Origin of the sequence: Agromyces sp. GXQ0307, from assembly GCF_044769845.1 — a bacterium.
Lineage (GTDB): Bacteria > Actinomycetota > Actinomycetes > Actinomycetales > Microbacteriaceae > Agromyces.
In genome coordinates this window covers 382,246-399,993 of sequence record NZ_JBIZVY010000004.1, presented here as the reverse complement: position 1 = coordinate 399,993, position 17,748 = coordinate 382,246, and the positions used below count along the sequence as shown (strand labels likewise).

The following is a 17,748-nucleotide window of genomic DNA, read 5'->3' as shown; positions in this document are numbered from 1 at the left end:
GTCGGGCGCCCGCGCGCCGCGCGCGCCGAGCGGGTGCGCGGGCGCGCGGGCTAGTGCGCCGAGTCGTCGCCCTGCCGGCGCCCGGGGTCGCCGCCGGTGCCGTCGCCGTGCTCGCCCGCATTGGGCTTCACGGCCATCGAGAGCAGCGCGAGCACCATCAGCACGATGATGAACACCCCGCCGAGGGTGATCAGCGTGATGGTCCAGTCGCGCGTCGCGAAGAGCACGATGACGGCGGTGAACACCGCCGCGATGGCGGCGCCGCCGACGTACTCGACGGGCCGCAGCACGTCGCGTCGGCTGGGGCGGTACCCGCCGTCGGGGGAGTTGGTCACGATCGCTCCGATCCGGATGCCGCGTCGCTCGAGCCCGTTCGCTCGGTCGCGGCCCACTTCAACGACAACCCGCCGATCACGAGCAGCACGCCGGCCACGACGAGGTACGCGCCGAGGAGGCCGACCGCCGTGACGGGATCGAGCGGGAGCAGGACGAACGCGAGGGCGAGCACGGCGGTCAGCCCGCCGACGGTCAGCCAGTCTCGCGCGGCGGCGACGCGACCGCGGCCGCGGACGCCGACGAAGAGCTCGAGGATGCCGGTGAGGGCCGCCCAGACCGCCACCGTGTAGGTGAACACGGCGACACCGGACGACGGGGTTCCAGCCAGCTGGAGTGCGACCAGGCCCGCGGCGGCCGTGATCACGCCGTTCCCCACGAAGACCCATCGCGACGTGCGATCGGCCACGAGGCGTGCGGACAGCGCGCCGACGACGACGCCCGCCACGAGCGCCCACCAGCCGAAGACCGCGAGGCCGAACCCGGCGGAGTGGTCCTGCGAGAACGTGATCACCACGGACGGGACGATGGCGAGCGCTCCACGGGTCACCGGGAGCAGCCAGGCGCCTGCGCGCTCGGGCGCGGCATCGCGGGCATCGGCCACGGCGACCTCTTTCGGCTGGGGAACCGTTCAATCCTACGCTCGCCCCGTTCGAGAGGATGCTGGGCGCCGCCGTCGCCGAGCATGGTGCAACGGATGCCGCGGCCCGAGCCGCGGCATCCGTCACCGTCTCAGCCGGTCACCGAGCGGCAGCGCGCCCGACCGGCGTCAGAGCGCCTTGAGGATGTCCTCGACCCGTTCCTTCGCATCGCCGAAGAGCATCTGGGCGTTGTCGCGGAAGAACAACGGGTTCTGCACGCCCGCGTACCCGGAGGCCATGGAGCGCTTGAACACGATCACGTTGTCGGCCTCCCAGACGCGGAGCACGGGCATCCCGGCGATGGGGCTCCCGGGGTCCTCGGCGGCGGCGGGGTTCACTGTGTCGTTCGCGCCGATGACGAGCACGACGGACGTCGATCCGAGGTCGTCGTTGATCTCGTCCATCTCCTCCACGATGTCGTAGGGCACCTTCGCCTCGGCGAGGAGGACGTTCATGTGCCCGGGCAGGCGGCCGGCGACGGGGTGGATGCCGAAGCGCACGTCGATGCCGCGTTCGCGGAGCTTCGCGGTCAGCTCGGCGACGGGGTACTGCGCCTGCGCGACCGCCATCCCGTACCCGGGCGTGATGACCACGCTCGAGGCGTTCTTCAGCAGCTCCGCGGCATCCTCGGCCACGATCTCGCGGTGCTCGCCGAGGTCGTCGTCGCCCTTCTTCGGCGCCTCGATGCCGAAGCCGCCCGCGATGACCGAGATGAAGGATCGGTTCATGGCGCGGCACATGATGTACGACAGGTACGCACCCGAGGAGCCGACGAGCGCACCGGTGACGATGAGCAGGTCGTTGTTGAGCAGGAAGCCCGCGGCGGCCGCGGCCCAACCGGAGTAGCTGTTCAGCATCGACACGACCACGGGCATGTCGCCGCCGCCGATCGAGGCGACCAGGTGCCAGCCGAGCGCGAGCGCGAGCGCGGTGACGACCACGAGCAGCCACAGCTCGGGCGTGATCACGTACCAGACCGTGAGCCCCACGAATGCGACCAGGGCGCCGAGGTTCAGGGCGTTCTTGCCGGGCAGCACGAGCGGGGCCGACTTCATGCGGGCGGACAGCTTGAGGAACGCCACGATCGAGCCGGTGAAGGTGACCGCGCCGATGAAGACGCCGATGAAGACCTCGGCGTGGTGGATGTCGAGCAGTGCGCCCTCGAGGTGCGGTTCGGCGAGCGCGCCGTTCCAGCCGACGAGCACGGCGGCGAGGCCGACGAAGCTGTGCAGCAGGGCGATCAGCTGCGGCATGCCGGTCATCTGCACGACGCGGGCCCGCCACAGGCCGATCGCGCCGCCGACGATCACCGTCACGACGAGCAGGATCAGCCCGGTCATCGCGGCCGGTTCGCCCCAGGCGCCCTGGAACGTCAGCCAGATCGTCGCGACCAGCGCGATCGCCATGCCGGCGATGCCGTAGCCGACACCGGCCCTGGCGGTTTCATGCTTGGACAGACCGGCCAGGGAGAGGATGAACAGCAGGGCCGCCACGAGGTACGCGGCGCCCGCGATGGATTCGGGGGTGATCAGGGTCTCAGGCACGCTCGGGGCTCCTCGGGAACGTCGTCGTCAGGGTCGCGGTGATGGCGGCGGCGCTCACGTCGTCGTCCGCTCGTCCTTGGCGAACATGCCGAGCATGCGCCGGGTGACCGCGAAGCCACCGAAGATGTTGATGCTCGCGATCAGGATCGCGATCGCCGAGAGCACCTGCACGACGACCACGTCGCTCGTGACCTGGAGGATGGCGCCGACGATGATGATGCCCGAGATCGCGTTCGTCACGCTCATCAGCGGCGTGTGCAGCGCGTGCGCGACCTTCCCGATCACGTAGAACCCGACCACGATCGAGAGTGCGAGCACCGTGAAGTGCTGCGGCAGCGGCGCCGGCGCGATCGCGTTCACCAGGAACAGCACCGCGATGCCGACGCCGATCAGCGCCGCGCGTCCGCCCTTGGAGAGCGTGCGCTTCGGCTTCTTCGCGACGGATGCCGCGCCCGCGCCATCCGTTGCGGACTGCGCCGGGGCGGGGGCCGCCGAGACTTGCACGGGCGGCGGCGGCCACGTCGTCTCGCCGTCGCGGACGACCGTCACCGCACGCTGCACGACGTCGTCGAAGTCGATGACGAGCCGCCCGTCCTTGCCGGGAGTGAGGAGCTTCACGAGGTTCACGAGGTTGGTGCCGTACAGCTGCGACGCCTGCGCGGGCAGCCGCGAGGCGAGGTCGGTGTAGCCGAGGATGATCACGCCGTTCGGCGTCACCGTCCGCTCGCCCGCGACCGAGCCCTCGACGTTGCCGCCCATCCCGGCGGCCATGTCGACGATCACGCTGCCGGGCTTCATCGCCGCGACATCCGCCGCCGTGATCAGCCGGGGCGCCGGCCGCCCCGGGATCAGCGCGGTCGTGATGATGATGTCGACGTCGCGCGCCTGCTCGGAGTAGATCTCCGCCGCGCGCCGGTCGTACGCCTCGCTCGTCGCCTTCGCGTACCCGTCGGTCGACTGCTCGACCTCGACCTCGACCTTCAGGTACTCGCCGCCGATCGACTTGACCTGGTCCGCGACCTCCGGCCGAGGGTCGGTCGCGCGCACGATCGCGCCGAGGCTGGATGCCGCGCCGATCGCCGCGAGGCCGGCCACGCCGGCGCCGGCGACGAGCACCTTCGCCGGCGGCACCTTGCCCGCCGCGGTGACCTGGCCTGTGAAGAACCGGCCGAACTCGTGCGCGGCCTCCACGACCGCCCGGTAGCCGGCGATGTTCGCCATCGAGCTCAGCACGTCCATCGACTGCGCCCGCGAGATGCGGGGCACGGCGTCGAGCGCGAGCGCCGTGACGCCCTGTGCCGACAGCGCCTCGAGGAGGTCGGGCCGGAGCGCGGGGCTCAGCAGGCCGATCAGCGTCGTCCCGGGCGAGAGCGCCGCGATCTCCTCCGGAGTCGGCTGGTTCACCTTGAGCACGATGTCGCTCGCGAACGCGGCCTCGCGCGTGACGAGCCCCGCGCCAGCGAGATCGTACGCCTCATCCGGGAACGACGAGCCGACGCCCGCGCCCGTCTCGACGACGACCTCGTAGCCCAGGCCGATCAACTGCTTCACGGTCGCCGGTGTGGCGGCGACCCGGGTCTCCGAGCCCTGCTCGGTGACGACGCCGATGCGCGTCATGCGTACTCCCTCTCGTCGCTCGACCCTCGTCGGTCGATGCGATGCGGCACCTCGTGGACGGGTCGGTGCGAGCCCGTCGTCCGGTGGGGGCCGGAGCGGCGACGGTGCTGCACGCGATCACTTTAGGTGCACGGATGTCGGTGACTCCATGTTTCGCGGCGCATGACATCGAAAGAGCGGTGATTCTTTCGCGAATCGGAAAGCGGGCGGCCCCGCCGGACGACCTCAGGCGAACTCGGCTCGGAAGAGCTCCATGGGCCCGGACATGCCCTTGAGCTCCGCCGGGCCGACATCGCGGAAGACGATCCCCTGCTCGTCACCCGCCTGGGCGACCGCCTGCGTCACGAGCACCTCGCCCGGTCGCGCGTAGTCGGCGATGCGCGACGCGAGGTTCACGGTCTGCCCGAAGTAGTCGCCCTGCTGGTAGAGGACCGGCCCGGTGTGCAGCCCGACGTGCGCCGGCGGCAGGCCGGCGGTCGTCAGCTCGTCGACCATCTCGAGCCCCGCCCTGACGGCCGGACCCGGGTCGCGGAAGTGGAACATCACCCCGTCGCCCAGCCACTTGATGGGCTTGCCGCCGTGCCGGACCGAGCCCCGCTGGACGAGCCGCGCCAGCGTGGCGGCGAGATCGGCCGCGGCCTCGTCACCGCGTTCCTGGGTGAGCCTGGTGTAGCCCGTGATGTCGAAGAAGCAGATCGCCGGCGGGCGCTCGAGGTGACTGTGGATGCCGGCCTTCGCCATGAGCACTTCGAAGCCCTCGATGATGTTCGACGTCCACGCGCGCGCCTGCTGCGCGTGGTACAGCCCGAGCATCGCCCGCTCCGCGAGCGGCGCGCTCCGATCGGCGAACTCCGGGTTGGCGATGTCGTCGGCCGACTTCCCGGCCGCCATCGCGGGCTCGACCACCTCGGAGTTCCACCACGCCGCCTCGGCCTCGGCCATTCGGCGGGTGCTCTCGCCCTGGACCCGGAGCAGGCGCTCGATGGCCGCCGGACGGAAGCCCTCGGCGATCTGCAGTTCCAGGAAGGGCACGACGGCCAACTCGTCCTCGCGGATCAGGTCGTCGGGTGACGGCAGCGGCGAGCCGATCGCCTCCCGGATCGTCGTGAGGAGGTCGAGCGGCACGCCCGTGCGCTCGCTGACCTGCTGGAAGGTCTCGCCGGCCAGCGGCGCGAACCGCTCGTACGCCTCGGCATCGAAGAATCCGAGCGAGAGCGCACCGTGGTCGAGTGCGACGGCGAGCCGCTCGAGCGGGATGGCGGCCTCCTCGAGCGAACGTGCCATCAGCATGCGCCGCACGTCGCCGGCCGAGAAGCGATCCCGGTCGGGCACCACGATGCCGAGTTGCACCAGACGATCGACGTAGGTCACGTCGACCCCGGCGCGCTCGGCCGCCTCCGTGCGTGAGAACCCGCTCACGCCGGTCAGCCTACTCGCGAGTCGCCCGACGTTGTTCGGATTCCGTTCGACGCGTTCTACTATCGACCGAGTGGCCGCGGCATCCGCCCCGGCCCCGATTCGGCGGGAGGTCGGCCGTGGACGCAGCCAAGCCGGCCCCACCGGCAGGATCGCAGACGCTGAGCCGCGGCATCCGCGTGCTCGAGGTCCTCGCCGACGCCGACCGGAACCTGACGATCGACGAGGTCGCCGCCGCGCTGCACGTGCACCGATCGGTCGCGTACCGCCTCGTCCGCACGCTCGAGGAGCACACGCTCGTCACGCGCGACGCGGCCGGTCGCCTTGCGCTCGGCACCGGTCTCGCGGCCCTCGCGGCGGGGGTCGCCCGCGACCTGCAGCAGGTCGCACTGCCCGAGCTGACCGAGGTCGCGAACGAGCTCGGCATGACCTGCCTCATCGCCGTGCTGGCCGACAACGAGGAGGCGGTGACGCTGCTCAGCGCCGCGCCGCGCCAGACCATGACGGTCGTGTCGTACCGCCCCGGGCACCGGCATCCGATCACGCGAGGCGGCCCGGGCAAGGCGATCCTGCTCGCCATGCCCGAGAGCTCCTGGCCTGTCGACGTTCCCGAGGCGCTGCGCGCCGAGATCGCCGAGAGCCGCGCGCGCGGGTACGCGCTGAGCCACGACGAGGTCGTGCCGTCGCTCCGGTCGGTCGCGGTGCCGCTCACCCTGCCCGGCCAGCCCCCGGCCGCCATCGCGGTGATCCACGTGTCCCTGCCGCGACCCGAGGAGGAGATCGCCGAGCGGCTCGCCGCCGCGGCGCGCGCGGTGTCCCGGAGCTACGGGGCCTGAACGCGCCGGGGCCGCGACGGGACGACCGCCCGCGGCGGGGCCCGTCGTCAGCGGCTGACGAGGTCCCCTTCGAGGGTGGCGTCGGCAGACGCCTCCACCGCCGCGCGCTGCGGCAGCAGGTTCCGCCGGAAGAACGCCGCGAGCTCGTCGGTCGCCGTGAGCGGCAGGACGTGCGCCACGTACTGGTCGGGCCGCACGATGACGACGGCGCCGTCGCGTGAGATGCCCCGCTCCTCGAAGATGTCGGTCGGGCACCACGCGCTCGGCCCGGCCGCGAACACCTTCTCCCAGTCCATGAGCGCGAGCGGCCCGGTCCTCGGGCGGAACAGCTCAGGGGCGGCCATGATGTCGACGTCCTCGTGCGGCTGCTGGTAGATCGCCTTGACGTCGAACACGGCGTCGGCGTCGAGTCCGTCCGGCGTGTACCGCGCCGGCGGGGCGTCGGGCGACGACATCCACTCGGCCCAGTCCGCGAGAGCGGATGCCTCACCGGCAGCGGGCGCATCGGCGAAGGCGTAGATCCGCCACCGCCCGTCGGCCCTGGCGTGGTGGCCCAGGTGCACGACGTTCCCGTCGCACACGAGCGACACCGGCGACGACTTGAAGCGCATGCCGATCGGGAATCCGGTGGCGAGCGCCTGGTGCTCCGCGTCGCCGGTGATCATCGACGGGCCGTAGTGCGTCATGAAGCCCGACGGGAACTCGGCGGTGCCGAGGTAGTGCTTGGCCAGTTCCTGCGGGTCCGAGATCTCCTCCGGCTTGCGGGCCATGAGCGAGGACCATTCGCGGTCGAAGTCGATCAGCTGCTGCGCGACCGGCTGCCGTTCCGACGAGTAGGTCGCGAGCAGGTCGGCGGGGGCCCGGCCGGTGACGACCGAGCCGAGCTTCCACCCCAGGTTGAACCCGTCCTGCATCGAGACGTTCATGCCCTGCCCGGCCTTCGCGCTGTGCGTGTGGCATGCGTCACCGGTGAGGAAGACCCGCGGAGCGACATCCGCCCCCTCGTCGCGGTCGTCGAAGTGGTCGGTGACCCGGTGGCCGACCTCGTAGACGCTGGACCAGGCGACATCGCGCACGTCGAGCGTGTACGGGTGCAGGATGTCGTTCGCCTTGGCGATGATCGTCTCGATCGGGGTCTTGCGCACCTCGTGGTGATCGTCCTCGGCCACCTCGCCGAGGTCGATGTACATGCGGGAGAGGTACCCGCCCTCACGGGGGATGTGCAGGATGTTGCCGGCGGCCGAGTTGATCGCGCACTTCGTGCGCCAGTCGGGGAAGTCGGTGTTCACGACCACGTCCATGACGCCCCACGCGTGCGCCGAGATGCCGCCGACGTGCTTGCGGCCGATCGCCTCGCGGACTCGGCTGCGCGCGCCGTCGCTGCCCACGACGTACTTGGCGCGCACCGTGCGCTCCTCTCCCTCGCGCGCGCCGGCCGTGTGGCGCACGCGCACCTCGACGGGGTACTCGCCCGCGGATGCGGAGCCCTCGTCGTGCACGGTGAGTCCGATGAACTCGATGCCGTAGTCGGGCACGATCCGGCCCGGCCCGTTGGCGGCGGCCTCGGCGAAGTAGTCGAGCACGCGCGCCTGATTGACGATGAGGTGCGGGAACTCGCTGATCTTGAACCCGTAGTCCTCGGTCCGGGAGGTCCGGATGATCTTCCTCGGGTCGGCCGGGTCGGGTCCCCAGAAGTTCATGTAGCCGATGTTGTAGGCCTCGGCGATGATGCGTTCGGCGAACCCGAAGGCCTGGAACGTCTCGACGCTGCGCGGCTGGATGCCGTCGGCCTGACCGAGCACGAGTCGCCCGTCACGACGTTCGATGACTCGGGTGACGACATCGGGGTACTGGGAGAGCTGCGCGCCGAGCAGCATGCCGGCCGGGCCCGAGCCGACGACGAGCACGTCGACCTCGTCGGGCAGTTCCTCGGGGCGGTCGATGCCGATGCCGGCGGCGGGCTGCACCCGGGGATCGCCGGACACGTAACCGTGGTGGTGGAACTGCACGTCGTGCTCCTCACGTCGTCGTGGTGCGAGTCGTTGCGTTCGATAATCGAATGTGGCTTTCGATTATCGCGCGAGGACATGCTAGGACGTCTTCGCACAGCGCACAAGCGCGCCCTCTACCGCTCGAGCCACCGAAAGCGGATGATTGCCTCATCTGGTTCCGTGGAGGGCGAATGGAACTGCGACACCTGCGCTGGTTCACCACCGTGGTGGAGGCCGGCTCGTTCTCGGCCGCCGCGCGGAGCGGCCACATCACGCAACCCGCGCTCAGCACGATGATCGCCCAGCTCGAGCGCGATCTCGGTGCGCGCCTGCTCGAGCGGGGCCGGGACGGCGTGCGCACCACGCCGGCCGGTTCCGCCGTGCTCGCCATCGCCCGACGGATGGTCGAAGACGCCGAACTGGCCAGGATCGCGGCTCGCGCCGCCGACGCCGCCGACGCCGGGGCGGCGGAGGTCGGTCTCGCGGTCGCGGACCCGAGCCTGCTGCCGCTCGTGGCTGCGCCGGTCGCCGCCGCTCGCGCCGCGGGAGCTCGGGTTCGGCTGGTCGTCGGCCGGCACCGGCCGTGGGACGTGGAAGGCGTGCTCCGACGCGAGGTCGACCTCGCCGTCGTGACCGCGCCGCTCGTCGAGCGCCGCGTCAGTACGACCGTGTTGGCGACGGAGCGGCGCGGCATCCTCGTCGGCCCCCGCAACCACTTCTTCACGGCCGACGAGCGCGACGTGACCTACGTCGAGCTGTCCCGACACATGACCGTCGATCCGCTCGGCACGCCGTCGGCATGGACCGACGAGTGGTCGTACCGCCCTTGGATGAACGGGGAACGCATGCGACGCGGCGGTCCGCCGGTCGACTCGATGGGTGCGACGTTCCTCTCGGCGCTCACGACCGAATCGATCGCGTTCGTCCCGCGTCGCGTGGGGCGCATGGGGGAGGTGCTCGGCCTCCGCTACCTCGAACCCGTCGACGGCCCCCCGTGCGAGCACCTGCTGGCCTGGCGGACTCCGCTGTCGTCCGCCGCACGACTCGTCGTGGCGGCGGTGACCGAGATCGGCGTCGCGACGGCTGGTGCCGATGCGCAGCCCGCGTGACGCCGCGGTACAGCCCCATTCCGATTCGTTATGGCAGCCTCCCGCGTCACCGTTGCCGACGCGACGGGCGGCAGCGCACGATGAGCCTGTCGCGCCCCGACTGGTGCGGTGCGACATCGCCGCGAATCGAGGGGGACACGTTGAACCGACCGAACCGGGCCACGCCGCACGGGCGCCCCATGACGAACGAGATCGATCCGGGCACCGCGGCCCGCACGACGACCTCCGGCAGGACGAAGGTGCGGCGCGCCGTCGCCGCGGCATCCGCTCTGACCACCGCCGCGGCACTCGCGCTGTGCGCCGCGCCGGCCGCTCATGCGGCACCCGGGAACGGCAACGGCGGCGGGAACCGTGTGGACATCGGCGACCACGACGGCATCGTCGTCGCGACCTGCGCCGACGGCGGCATCGTGTCGGGTCCCCTCGAGGGCTACGCGTCGTTCCACGAGCGGACGGACCGGGACGGGAACGTCGTCTCGCTCGCCATCGCGATGGAGTACAAGATGACCTGGACGCTCTCCACCACGGGCGAGTCCGTGTACCCGCACGGCACCCGGCGCCTGCTCATCGAGTTCGACGAGGGCACGATCACCGATACGGGTGCCTACCGCACGCTCACACTCGCCGGACAGGGCGCCGTGCTCAACTACGCGGGGATCTCCGTCTACGACCTGGCAACGGACGACGTGCTGTACCACCGGGGACCCGCAGTGGCCGACTCCGCCGACGAGGCGGCGAGCAACGACCTCGTCTGCGGGATCTTCGGAGTCGATGGCGCCTAGTGCCGCCCGTCCACGCGGTCAGGCCGCCGCCACGAGCACCGGCAGCGCCCGCTCGATCATGTCCATGGTCGCCGTGAGCGAGATGCGGAAATGCGCCGGCTGGTCGAACAGCGTGCCCGGCATCAGGAACACGCCCCGCTCGGCGAGCGATCCGCAGAACGCCGCGGCATCCCCGCCCGGAGCCCGGCCCCACAGGTAGAACGTGCCCTCGGGCTTCGTCAGCGTGTACCCGGCGTCGTGGAGCGCCCCGTACATGCGGTCGCGCTTGCGCGTCAGCTCGGCCAGGTCGATCGACACCGTCTCGAGCGCCGGCACCGAGTACTGCATCAGCGCGTCGGGGAAGCCCCACCCGATCGCGAGCTGGATCGGCATGGACGCCTCGCGCAGCGCGCGGCGGTCGGCGGGCTCGAGCAGCGGCGAGACGGCGAGGTAGCCGAGACGCTGCCCCGGCGCGAGCAGCACCTTGCCGTAGCTGTAGTCGATGAGCGTCCAGGGGTACGAACCCGCCGGGCTCGCGTAGCCGATCCCGTCGAAGCGGATGCGTCGGTACGGCTCGTCCGAGAGCAGCCAGATGCGGCGTCCGTGGCGCCGGGATGCCTCGTCGAGCACCTCCGCGAGCGCATCCCAGGTCGCCTTCGGGTAGACGCGCCCGGTCGGATTCGCCGGCGAGTTCACGACCACGAACCGCGTTCGGGGCGTGATCGCCCGCGCGATCTCGTCGACGTCGAGGCTGAAGTCGACGGGCGCGAGCGGGGCGCCGACGGGCACGAGGTTCATCGCGTGCAGCATCGGCGCATAGCAGAACCACCCGGGCACGGGGATGACGACCTCGTCACCGGCATCCGTCAGCAGCGCGAACGCGAGCGAGATCGCACCGAACGCGCCCTGCGTCATCGCGATGTCCGCCGGCTCGAAGTCCAGCCCGAGTTCGCCGCGAAGTCCGGATGCCACGGCTTCCTGCGCCGCGGCTTCGCTCGTCTTGTATGCGAACCAGTCGACCGACCTCGGCTCGAGCTGCGCGCGCATCGCCTCGGTCAGGCCGGACAGCGCCATCTCGTGCGGATTGCCGAAGGTGAAGTCGAGCGCGTCCGGGTCATCCGCCCCCTGGATGCTCGCGAAGAACGACGTCACCGTCGCGACCGAGTCCCTCGCCTCGGTCGCCCGCGTGGACAGGACCATGTCGACCGCCTTCCGGCTGCACTTCGTCACGGGTCGCTGCTCAGCATCCCAATGACCGCGCGCGCCGTCAATCGACCGTTCACCGCTCGCATCTGGCCGCAACGAACGAACCGGCGTACGGTCGGCTCACATGGGCAAGCTCATCGAGAACCTGGCGGAATCGGTCCCCTCGTGGGGCGCACGCGTGGCCTACGCCGAGAAGACCACGGTCGACGGACAGGAGGCGGTGCCCGTCGCGTTCGTCGTGTTCGGATTCGGGGCCGGCGAAGGCTCCGGCGACATGCCGGAGGGCGGCAAGGCCGTCGCCGGTCACGGCGAGGGTAGCGGCGGAGGCGGAGGCGGCTTCGCCGTGCCGATCGGCGCGTACATCAACGGGCCCGACGGCCTCCGGTTCCGGCCGAACACGATCGCCCTCGCGGTGGCCGCCGTCCCCCTCGTGTCGGCCATCGGCGGCGCGCTGGCGCTGATCGTCGGCGCCTCGCGGTTCCGCGGCATGCGCTGAGTCGGCCGAGGCAGACGGTCCTCGCGGTGACCGGTCGCGGGCCGCGTGATCACGGCCTGTCCGGATCGGATGCCTCGGCGGCGCCTGCCTCGTCGGCGCCTGCCTCGTCGGCGCCTGCCTCGTCGGCGCCTGCCTCGTCGGCGCCTGCCTGGCCGGCGGCACGCCGACCCGGCCGATCCGCCATCCGCGCATACACGAACTGGCCGAGCACGAATGCCGCCTCGAACAGGTGCACCACGAGGGCCGTCGTGTAGAACGCCCGCGCCAGGTCTTCGACCACGCCCAGCACCGCCAGCAGCAGCGGCACCTGGATCGCGACCTCGAGGACGCCCCAGAACACCGCGGTGAGTCCGGGGCTCCGACGCGCCTGCGTGCGCGCGGACCTGCGGTTCTCGGGCCGGCGCAACGCCAGGACGATCACCACCCAGACGAGCACCAGGAACAGCCCGCTGCTCACCCGCCACAGCACGGGTGCATGGAGCCCGTAGGCCGCGAGGGCGACTGGGAGCAGGGCGGCGACGATCACCACCAGGCCGATCGTCACGACCGCCCGCACCTGCGCGAGTTGCGACGGGCCGATCTCGTCCCGTCCGGTCACGCTGATGAGCGCCGCGAAACCCACGAACACTCCGGCGATCTCGGCGATCCCCACGAACAGCGCCGCGTCGTTCATTCCCGCATGCTCCGCGGGCTCCGCGGGCTCCGCGGGCTCCGTCGACACGTGTTCACGCGGGCACGGTACTGCGGCGGCGCGCGGGCGGCAACGCGCACGCGCCCGCTCGTCGCATCCCGACCGGCGGCTCGATCCTCGTGAGCAGCACGCGAGCGCGCGGCCCGTCGGGGGACGGGCCGCGCGCAGTGGGGGCAGCTCGGCTACACCTGCACCATGTCGGCGAAGCGCGAGAAGTGGCCGTGGAACGCCACGGTCACGGTGCGCGTCGGGCCGTTGCGGTGCTTGGCGACGATCAGGTCGGCCTCGCCGGCGCGCGGGCTGTCGCGCTCATAGGCCGATTCGCGGTGCAGCAGGATCACCACGTCGGCGTCCTGCTCGATCGAGCCGGACTCGCGCAGGTCGGAGAGCGCGGGCATCTTGTCGGCGCGTTGCTCGGGCCCGCGGTTCAGCTGGGACAGCGCGAGCACCGGCACCTGCAGCTCCTTCGCGAGCAGCTTCAGCGCACGCGAGAACTCCGACACCTCCTGTTGGCGGCTCTCGACGCGCTTGCCGCTCGTCATGAGCTGCAGGTAGTCGATGACGACCATCTTGAGGCCGACGCGCTGCTTGAGTCGCCGGCACTTCGCGCGGATCTCGACGAGCGTCATGTTGGGCGAGTCGTCGATGTAGAGCGGCGCATCGTTGATGCGGCCGCGGGTCGAGGCGATCGTGGTCCAGTCGCGCGTGTCGACGGTGCCCTTGCGCATGTTCTGCAGTGGCACGGATGCCTCGGCCGAGAGCAGTCGCATGGCGATCTCGGATCGCCCCATCTCGAGCGAGAAGAAGATCGTGGGCAGGTCGTGCGTGATCGCCGCGGAACGGGCGAAGTCGAGCGCGAGCGTCGACTTGCCCATCGCGGGCCGCGCCGCGACGATGATCATCTGCCCGGGGTGGAACCCGTTCGTGAGGTCGTCGAGGTCGGCGAAGCCCGTCGGAACGCCGGTCATCTTGCCGTCGGTGTGCTTCGCGGCCTCGATCTCGTCGATCGCGGTGCCGATGGCATCGGTGAGGGGGACGTAGTCCTCGCTCTCGACCGAGCCGGTCACCGAGTAGATCTCGGCCTGGGCGTTGTTGACCAGCTCCACGACTTCGCCCTCGCCGGCGTAGCCCATCTGCACGATGCGGGTGCCGGCCTCGACGAGGCGGCGGAGGAGTGCGCGCTCGGCGACGATCGACGCGTAGTACCCCGCGTTGGCCGCGGTCGGCACGAGGCTCGTGAGCGTGTGGAGGTACTCGACGCCACCCGCGCGCTGGAGCTCGCCGTTCTTGGTGAGTTCGTCGGTGACCGCGATCACGTCGGTCGGCTCGCCGTGCGAGTAGAGGGCGAGGATCGCGTTGAAGACGACCTCGTGCTTGGGCACGTAGAAGTCGATGCCGCGGAGCGTCTCGATGACGTCCGCGACCGCGTCCTTCGAGAGCATCATCCCGCCGAGGGCGCTCTGCTCGGCGAGCAGATCGTGCGGAGGGGTGCGCTCGCCGCGCCGGGCGTCGTGGTCGTCGACGGGTTCGGCGATCCCGATGTGCGCGATCGACACGTGCTACCTCCGCTCACCCGCCGGGCATGTTCTTCTGCCCCGCGACCAGTCTCGCCGGACCCCCCGACACCTCGTCGAACGGCTCTGGCGGGGCCCGTTCACGGCGTCATTCCGAAGGAGACTGACTCACCATAAGGAAGGGGTTCCGACAGCACAAGCCAGCCTGTGGATAACTCTGTGGACGACGTGGGCGAAACGCCGCTGAACATGTGCACAGATGCTGTGGAGAACTGTGGACATCTTGTGAATGACACGGTGTGAATTATGGATTGATCGGGGCCTTTGCCAATCCACACCTGTGGGGGGAAAATTCTTCCGTTTCTCACGCATCGCCGCATCGGTCCTGTGCACAAACCTGAGGACAGGACCCCGAAATGCGGACTTGCGGGGGGACTCGCGGCGGGTGTAATACACGGGCCGCGAAGACCCCGTGTGCGCCCACCCGGCCCGCAGACGACGACGCGGCGGGGGCCTCAGCCCACCGCCGCGTCGTACGTGCGTCGGAAGCGATTACTTTGCCGCGACCACCTGGAGGGTGATCGTCGCCGTGACCTCGTCGCGCAGCTTGACGGAGACCTCGTGGTCGCCGACGGACTTCACCGGAGCGGTGAACTCGACCTTGCGCTTGTCGATCTCGCCGAGCCCGGCGTCGGCGACGGCGGTCGCGACATCCGCGGGCTTGACCGAGCCGAAGAGACGGCCGCCGAGGCCGGCCTTGACGGCCAGCTTGACCTTGCCCGACTCGAGCTTCGCCTTGAGGGCCTGCGCGTCCTCCAGCGAGTGCAGCTCGCGCGCGGCGCGCGCGGCCTTGATCTGGTCGACCTGCTTCTGGCCGCCACGGGTCCACGGGGTCGCGAAGCCCTGGGGGACGAGGTAGTTGCGGGCGTACCCGTTCTTGACCTCGACCACGTCGCCGGCCTCGCCGAGACCCGTGACCTCGTGCGTGAGGATGATCTTTGCCATTGTCGTGCTCCTTAGCGGCCGGAGCCCGAGTAGGGCAGGAGCGCCATCTCGCGCGCGTTCTTCACGGCGCGGGCGATGAGGCGCTGCTCCTGCACGGAGACACCGGTGATGCGACGGGCGCGGATCTTGCCGCGCTCCGAGATGAACTTCCGAAGGGTCGCGACATCCTTGTAGTCGATGACGCCGACCTTGACGGACTTCGCGGGGGCGGCGTTCTTCGCGCCCTTGCCGCCGCGAGGCTTGCGGCGGTCGCCGCTGCTCTTTCCAGCCATGGTTCTTTCCTAATCGTGTGTGAGTTTCCGGTGCGAGCGGATGCCACGTGGCATCCGTCGCCGGCCTGACGGCCTAGAAGGGCGTCTCGTCGCCGTAGTTGGTGCCCGGGGTGTTCCAGACGTCGCCGCCGCCCGAGGACTGGGCGGGAGCGCTGGGCGCCCACGCGTCGTCGGACGACTGCTGGCCGCCCCCGTAGGAGCCGCCCCCGCCGACGCCGCGGTTGGACTGGGCGCGCGTCACGGACGCGGTGGCGTAGCGCAGGCTCGGGCCGATCTCGTCGACCTCGAGCTCGATGCTGGTGCGCTTCTCGCCCTCCTTCGTCTCGTAGGAGCGCTGCTTGAGACGCCCGGAAGCGATGACCCGGGTTCCCTTGGTGAGCGATCCCGCGACGTGCTCGGCGAATTCACGCCAGCAGCTCGCACGCAGGAAGAGGGCCTCGCCGTCCTTCCACTCGTTCGCCTGGCGGTCGAACGTGCGGGGCGTCGACGCGATCGTGAAGTTCGCGACAGCCAGCCCGGACTGCGTGTAGCGCAGCTCGGGGTCGGCGGTGAGGTTGCCCACCACGGTGATGACGGTCTCGCCGGCCATGGGGACTAGGCGTCCTTCTTGGCGGTGGCCTTCGCGGCGGCGGCGGCCTTCTTGGCGGCCTTCGCCTCCTCGGCCTTCTTCGCGGCGGCGACCTGGGCGATGCCCTCCTCGGCGCGGAGCACCTTGGTACGCATGACGGCCTCGCTGAGGTTCAGCTGGCGGTCGAGCTCGTTGGTGGTCGCGGACTCGGCGGTGAAGTCGACGACGGCGTAGATGCCCTCGGACTTCTTGTCGATCTCGTACGCCAGGCGACGCTTGCCCCAGATGTCGACGTTGTCGACGGTGCCGCCGTCCTTGCGGATGACGTTGAGGAACTTGTCGAGGCTCGGAGCAACGGTGCGCTCGTCGATCGACGGATCGAGGATGACCATCAGCTCGTACTGATGCATGACAGACCCACCTCCTTCGGACTCAGCGGTCACAGACGGTCTGTGACAGGAGGGTGTTCATGCGTCGTACTGCGGAGGCCCGGACTCGGGCACGCAGACAACCTGTCAAGTGTAACGGATGCCTCGCGCCCGCGCACATCGCGCCGGCGCCCCGCGCCCCCGGCCGCGCCCGCCGCCCGCCGCCCGCCGCATCTCACCTCAGCCGCTCGGCCCAGAGGGTCGCTTCGCGACGCCGTTCGGCAATTGACCGATCGGCGCTGTCGCGAAGCGACCCTCCCGCGGCTCATCGCGGTGTGATCGACCGGCGCACGACGGGCAGGCCGGCATCGAGCAGTAGCGCGCGGAACCTGGGCGCGGATCGCGCGGTCGACCAGTCCCAGCGGATCTCGGTCCGGCCGTACCGCCGCCGGATCCGGTCCGCACGCTTCTTCTCGTCGAGGATCACCTGTTCGATCGTGCGTCCCGAGCGGTAGGCGGGATCGAGGTACTTGACGTCGCCGTCGAACTCGCCGAAGCACCCGTATTCGGGCCAGTCGAAGTCCGTCCGATCGACACCGCCGCCCAGTCGAGGGAAAGCGGCCTGAAGGACGGGCGGTGGAAACCCCATCAGGTGCATCTGGGCCCGGCTCAGGGATTCGCCCACGGACTCGGCGCGAGCGTCGGCGAACGCGATCGCGGCGGAGGCCCTGCGTGCACCGCGTCGCGGTTCCCGTTCCAGCAGCTGCGTCAGCACAGTCGCGTCGATTCGGCGAGGTCGGTCGATACGGCCGGCGAGCGCGGCATCGAGCGCGACCACTGCGGCGAGGAAGCCGCGGCGACAGGCGACATCCACGAGCGTCTGAGCCAGGCCCGTCACGAGGTAGCCGTCGACCTCCTCCACCTCGTCGGGTTCGAACGGCGTGCGGCGCCACGCGACGCCGTTCCTGGAGCGGGGCAGGTTGCCGCGATGGTCTGCCAGCTCGACCACCTCTGGCAGCCTGCCCAGGTGCGGCAGCCCCCACACCGCTGCGGCCGACTCGTGCGAGAGCACCACGCGATCCCGCCGCGTGTGGACCACTGCGGCGATCCGAGCCATGAATCGCGCGCGTTCGGACGCGGCCGACCACGTGGTGGTTCCGACGACGACACCCGGCCGGACCGACGTCAGTCTCCCCGCGACCGCATCGCGCTGGAGCGTCCGGGCGCCGGTCACGCCGCGCCCCGCGGTCCGTACGTATCCCAGCGGCACCTCGCTCATGCTCGCGAGCCTGGTCGTGTGTCGAGTGACGCTGCGTCGCGTCGCGCCATCCGCGGACGACGGATGGCGCGGGCCACCTGTGGAGGGCCGCACACATCGCC

General features: G+C 70.7%; 18 protein-coding genes. 4 read left to right on the top strand and 14 right to left on the bottom strand.

What is annotated here, in order from left to right:
- Positions 1-50 precede the first annotated feature (50 nt).
- The 5 genes from ACIQH8_RS16320 to ACIQH8_RS16300 form a co-directional block, all read right to left on the bottom strand.
- A complete protein-coding gene (locus ACIQH8_RS16320) occupies positions 51-335 on the bottom strand; it encodes a hypothetical protein (RefSeq protein WP_401000574.1) in 285 nt (94 codons plus the stop codon).
- Positions 332-937, bottom strand: a complete 606-nt coding sequence (locus ACIQH8_RS16315; protein ID WP_401000572.1) for an HdeD family acid-resistance protein — start codon at positions 935-937, stop codon at positions 332-334. The genes ACIQH8_RS16320 and ACIQH8_RS16315 overlap by 4 nt, the downstream gene beginning before the upstream one ends.
- A 165-nt stretch (positions 938-1,102) precedes the next feature.
- The gene (gene pntB / locus ACIQH8_RS16310; protein ID WP_401000570.1) at positions 1,103-2,518 is read right to left on the bottom strand and encodes a Re/Si-specific NAD(P)(+) transhydrogenase subunit beta; all 1,416 of its coding nucleotides are present in this window, start codon (positions 2,516-2,518) and stop codon (positions 1,103-1,105) included.
- Positions 2,519-2,572: 54 nt separating this feature from the next.
- On the bottom strand, positions 2,573-4,135 hold the full coding sequence (locus tag ACIQH8_RS16305; RefSeq protein WP_401000568.1) for a Re/Si-specific NAD(P)(+) transhydrogenase subunit alpha: 1,563 nt from the start codon (positions 4,133-4,135) through the stop codon (positions 2,573-2,575).
- A 225-nt stretch (positions 4,136-4,360) separates the two neighbouring features.
- Positions 4,361-5,554 (bottom strand): adenylate/guanylate cyclase domain-containing protein, encoded by a 1,194-nt coding sequence (locus tag ACIQH8_RS16300; RefSeq protein ID WP_401000566.1) that lies wholly within the window; start codon positions 5,552-5,554, stop codon positions 4,361-4,363.
- 116 nt (positions 5,555-5,670) lie between these two features.
- On the opposite strand from ACIQH8_RS16300, the gene ACIQH8_RS16295 reads away from it, so the two are divergent.
- Positions 5,671-6,387, top strand: a complete 717-nt coding sequence (locus tag ACIQH8_RS16295) for an IclR family transcriptional regulator (RefSeq protein WP_401000564.1) — start codon at positions 5,671-5,673, stop codon at positions 6,385-6,387.
- Positions 6,388-6,434: 47 nt separating this feature from the next.
- Here ACIQH8_RS16295 and ACIQH8_RS16290 read toward each other — a convergent pair whose 3' ends face one another.
- Positions 6,435-8,396, bottom strand: a complete 1,962-nt coding sequence (locus ACIQH8_RS16290; protein WP_401000562.1) for an FAD-dependent monooxygenase — start codon at positions 8,394-8,396, stop codon at positions 6,435-6,437.
- Between the two features lie 173 nt (positions 8,397-8,569).
- Between ACIQH8_RS16290 and ACIQH8_RS16285 the strand changes: the two genes are divergently transcribed.
- Entirely contained in the window at positions 8,570-9,487 is a 918-nt protein-coding gene (locus ACIQH8_RS16285; RefSeq protein WP_401000560.1) for a LysR family transcriptional regulator, read from the top strand.
- Between the two features lie 179 nt (positions 9,488-9,666).
- Positions 9,667-10,269 carry a hypothetical protein gene (locus ACIQH8_RS16280; protein WP_401000558.1) on the top strand — a complete coding sequence of 201 codons (603 nt, stop codon included), beginning with the start codon at positions 9,667-9,669 and terminating at the stop codon, positions 10,267-10,269.
- A gap of 18 nt (positions 10,270-10,287) precedes the next feature.
- On the opposite strand, the gene ACIQH8_RS16275 is transcribed toward ACIQH8_RS16280, so the two are convergent.
- Complete coding sequence (locus ACIQH8_RS16275) at positions 10,288-11,448, bottom strand: aminotransferase class I/II-fold pyridoxal phosphate-dependent enzyme (protein ID WP_401000557.1); 1,161 nt, start codon at positions 11,446-11,448, stop codon at positions 10,288-10,290.
- Positions 11,449-11,578: 130 nt separating this feature from the next.
- Here ACIQH8_RS16275 and ACIQH8_RS16270 point away from each other — a divergent pair, with 130 nt between their 5' ends.
- Positions 11,579-11,950, top strand: coding sequence for a hypothetical protein (locus tag ACIQH8_RS16270; RefSeq protein ID WP_401000555.1), 372 nt, complete (start codon positions 11,579-11,581; stop codon positions 11,948-11,950).
- A gap of 49 nt (positions 11,951-11,999) precedes the next feature.
- Here the strand turns inward: ACIQH8_RS16270 and ACIQH8_RS16265 are convergent, their stop codons facing one another.
- The 7 genes from ACIQH8_RS16265 to ACIQH8_RS16235 form a co-directional block, all read right to left on the bottom strand.
- Positions 12,000-12,623 carry a hypothetical protein gene (locus ACIQH8_RS16265; protein ID WP_401000553.1) on the bottom strand — a complete coding sequence of 208 codons (624 nt, stop codon included), beginning with the start codon at positions 12,621-12,623 and terminating at the stop codon, positions 12,000-12,002.
- Between the two features lie 200 nt (positions 12,624-12,823).
- Positions 12,824-14,197, bottom strand: coding sequence for a replicative DNA helicase (dnaB, locus tag ACIQH8_RS16260; protein WP_401000551.1), 1,374 nt, complete (start codon positions 14,195-14,197; stop codon positions 12,824-12,826).
- A 510-nt stretch (positions 14,198-14,707) separates the two neighbouring features.
- Positions 14,708-15,160: a 50S ribosomal protein L9 gene (gene rplI, locus ACIQH8_RS16255; RefSeq protein WP_401000549.1), complete on the bottom strand. Its 453-nt coding sequence runs from the start codon at positions 15,158-15,160 to the stop codon at positions 14,708-14,710.
- An 11-nt stretch (positions 15,161-15,171) separates the two neighbouring features.
- Complete coding sequence (gene rpsR / locus ACIQH8_RS16250; protein WP_067947514.1) at positions 15,172-15,432, bottom strand: 30S ribosomal protein S18; 261 nt, start codon at positions 15,430-15,432, stop codon at positions 15,172-15,174.
- Between the two features lie 73 nt (positions 15,433-15,505).
- On the bottom strand, positions 15,506-16,021 hold the full coding sequence (locus tag ACIQH8_RS16245) for a single-stranded DNA-binding protein (protein WP_401000546.1): 516 nt from the start codon (positions 16,019-16,021) through the stop codon (positions 15,506-15,508).
- Between the two features lie 5 nt (positions 16,022-16,026).
- Positions 16,027-16,410: a 30S ribosomal protein S6 gene (gene rpsF, locus ACIQH8_RS16240; RefSeq protein WP_401000544.1), complete on the bottom strand. Its 384-nt coding sequence runs from the start codon at positions 16,408-16,410 to the stop codon at positions 16,027-16,029.
- A 283-nt stretch (positions 16,411-16,693) separates the two neighbouring features.
- Positions 16,694-17,647: a hypothetical protein gene (locus ACIQH8_RS16235; RefSeq protein WP_401000542.1), complete on the bottom strand. Its 954-nt coding sequence runs from the start codon at positions 17,645-17,647 to the stop codon at positions 16,694-16,696.
- Between the last annotated feature and the right edge of the window lie 101 nt (positions 17,648-17,748).

Coding starts and splice junctions, on each gene's coding strand:
- rplI (WP_401000549.1), bottom strand. CDS start 15,160: ATGGCAAAGATCATCCTCACGCACGAGGTCACGGGTCTCGGCGAGGCC.
- ACIQH8_RS16285 (WP_401000560.1), top strand. CDS start 8,570: ATGGAACTGCGACACCTGCGCTGGTTCACCACCGTGGTGGAGGCCGGC.
- rpsF (WP_401000544.1), bottom strand. CDS start 16,410: ATGCATCAGTACGAGCTGATGGTCATCCTCGATCCGTCGATCGACGAG.
- ACIQH8_RS16235 (WP_401000542.1), bottom strand. CDS start 17,647: ATGAGCGAGGTGCCGCTGGGATACGTACGGACCGCGGGGCGCGGCGTG.
- ACIQH8_RS16265 (WP_401000553.1), bottom strand. CDS start 12,623: ATGAACGACGCGGCGCTGTTCGTGGGGATCGCCGAGATCGCCGGAGTG.
- ACIQH8_RS16305 (WP_401000568.1), bottom strand. CDS start 4,135: ATGACGCGCATCGGCGTCGTCACCGAGCAGGGCTCGGAGACCCGGGTC.
- ACIQH8_RS16270 (WP_401000555.1), top strand. CDS start 11,579: ATGGGCAAGCTCATCGAGAACCTGGCGGAATCGGTCCCCTCGTGGGGC.
- ACIQH8_RS16275 (WP_401000557.1), bottom strand. CDS start 11,448: ATGGTCCTGTCCACGCGGGCGACCGAGGCGAGGGACTCGGTCGCGACG.
- rpsR (WP_067947514.1), bottom strand. CDS start 15,432: ATGGCTGGAAAGAGCAGCGGCGACCGCCGCAAGCCTCGCGGCGGCAAG.
- ACIQH8_RS16245 (WP_401000546.1), bottom strand. CDS start 16,021: ATGGCCGGCGAGACCGTCATCACCGTGGTGGGCAACCTCACCGCCGAC.
- ACIQH8_RS16280 (WP_401000558.1), top strand. CDS start 9,667: ATGACGAACGAGATCGATCCGGGCACCGCGGCCCGCACGACGACCTCC.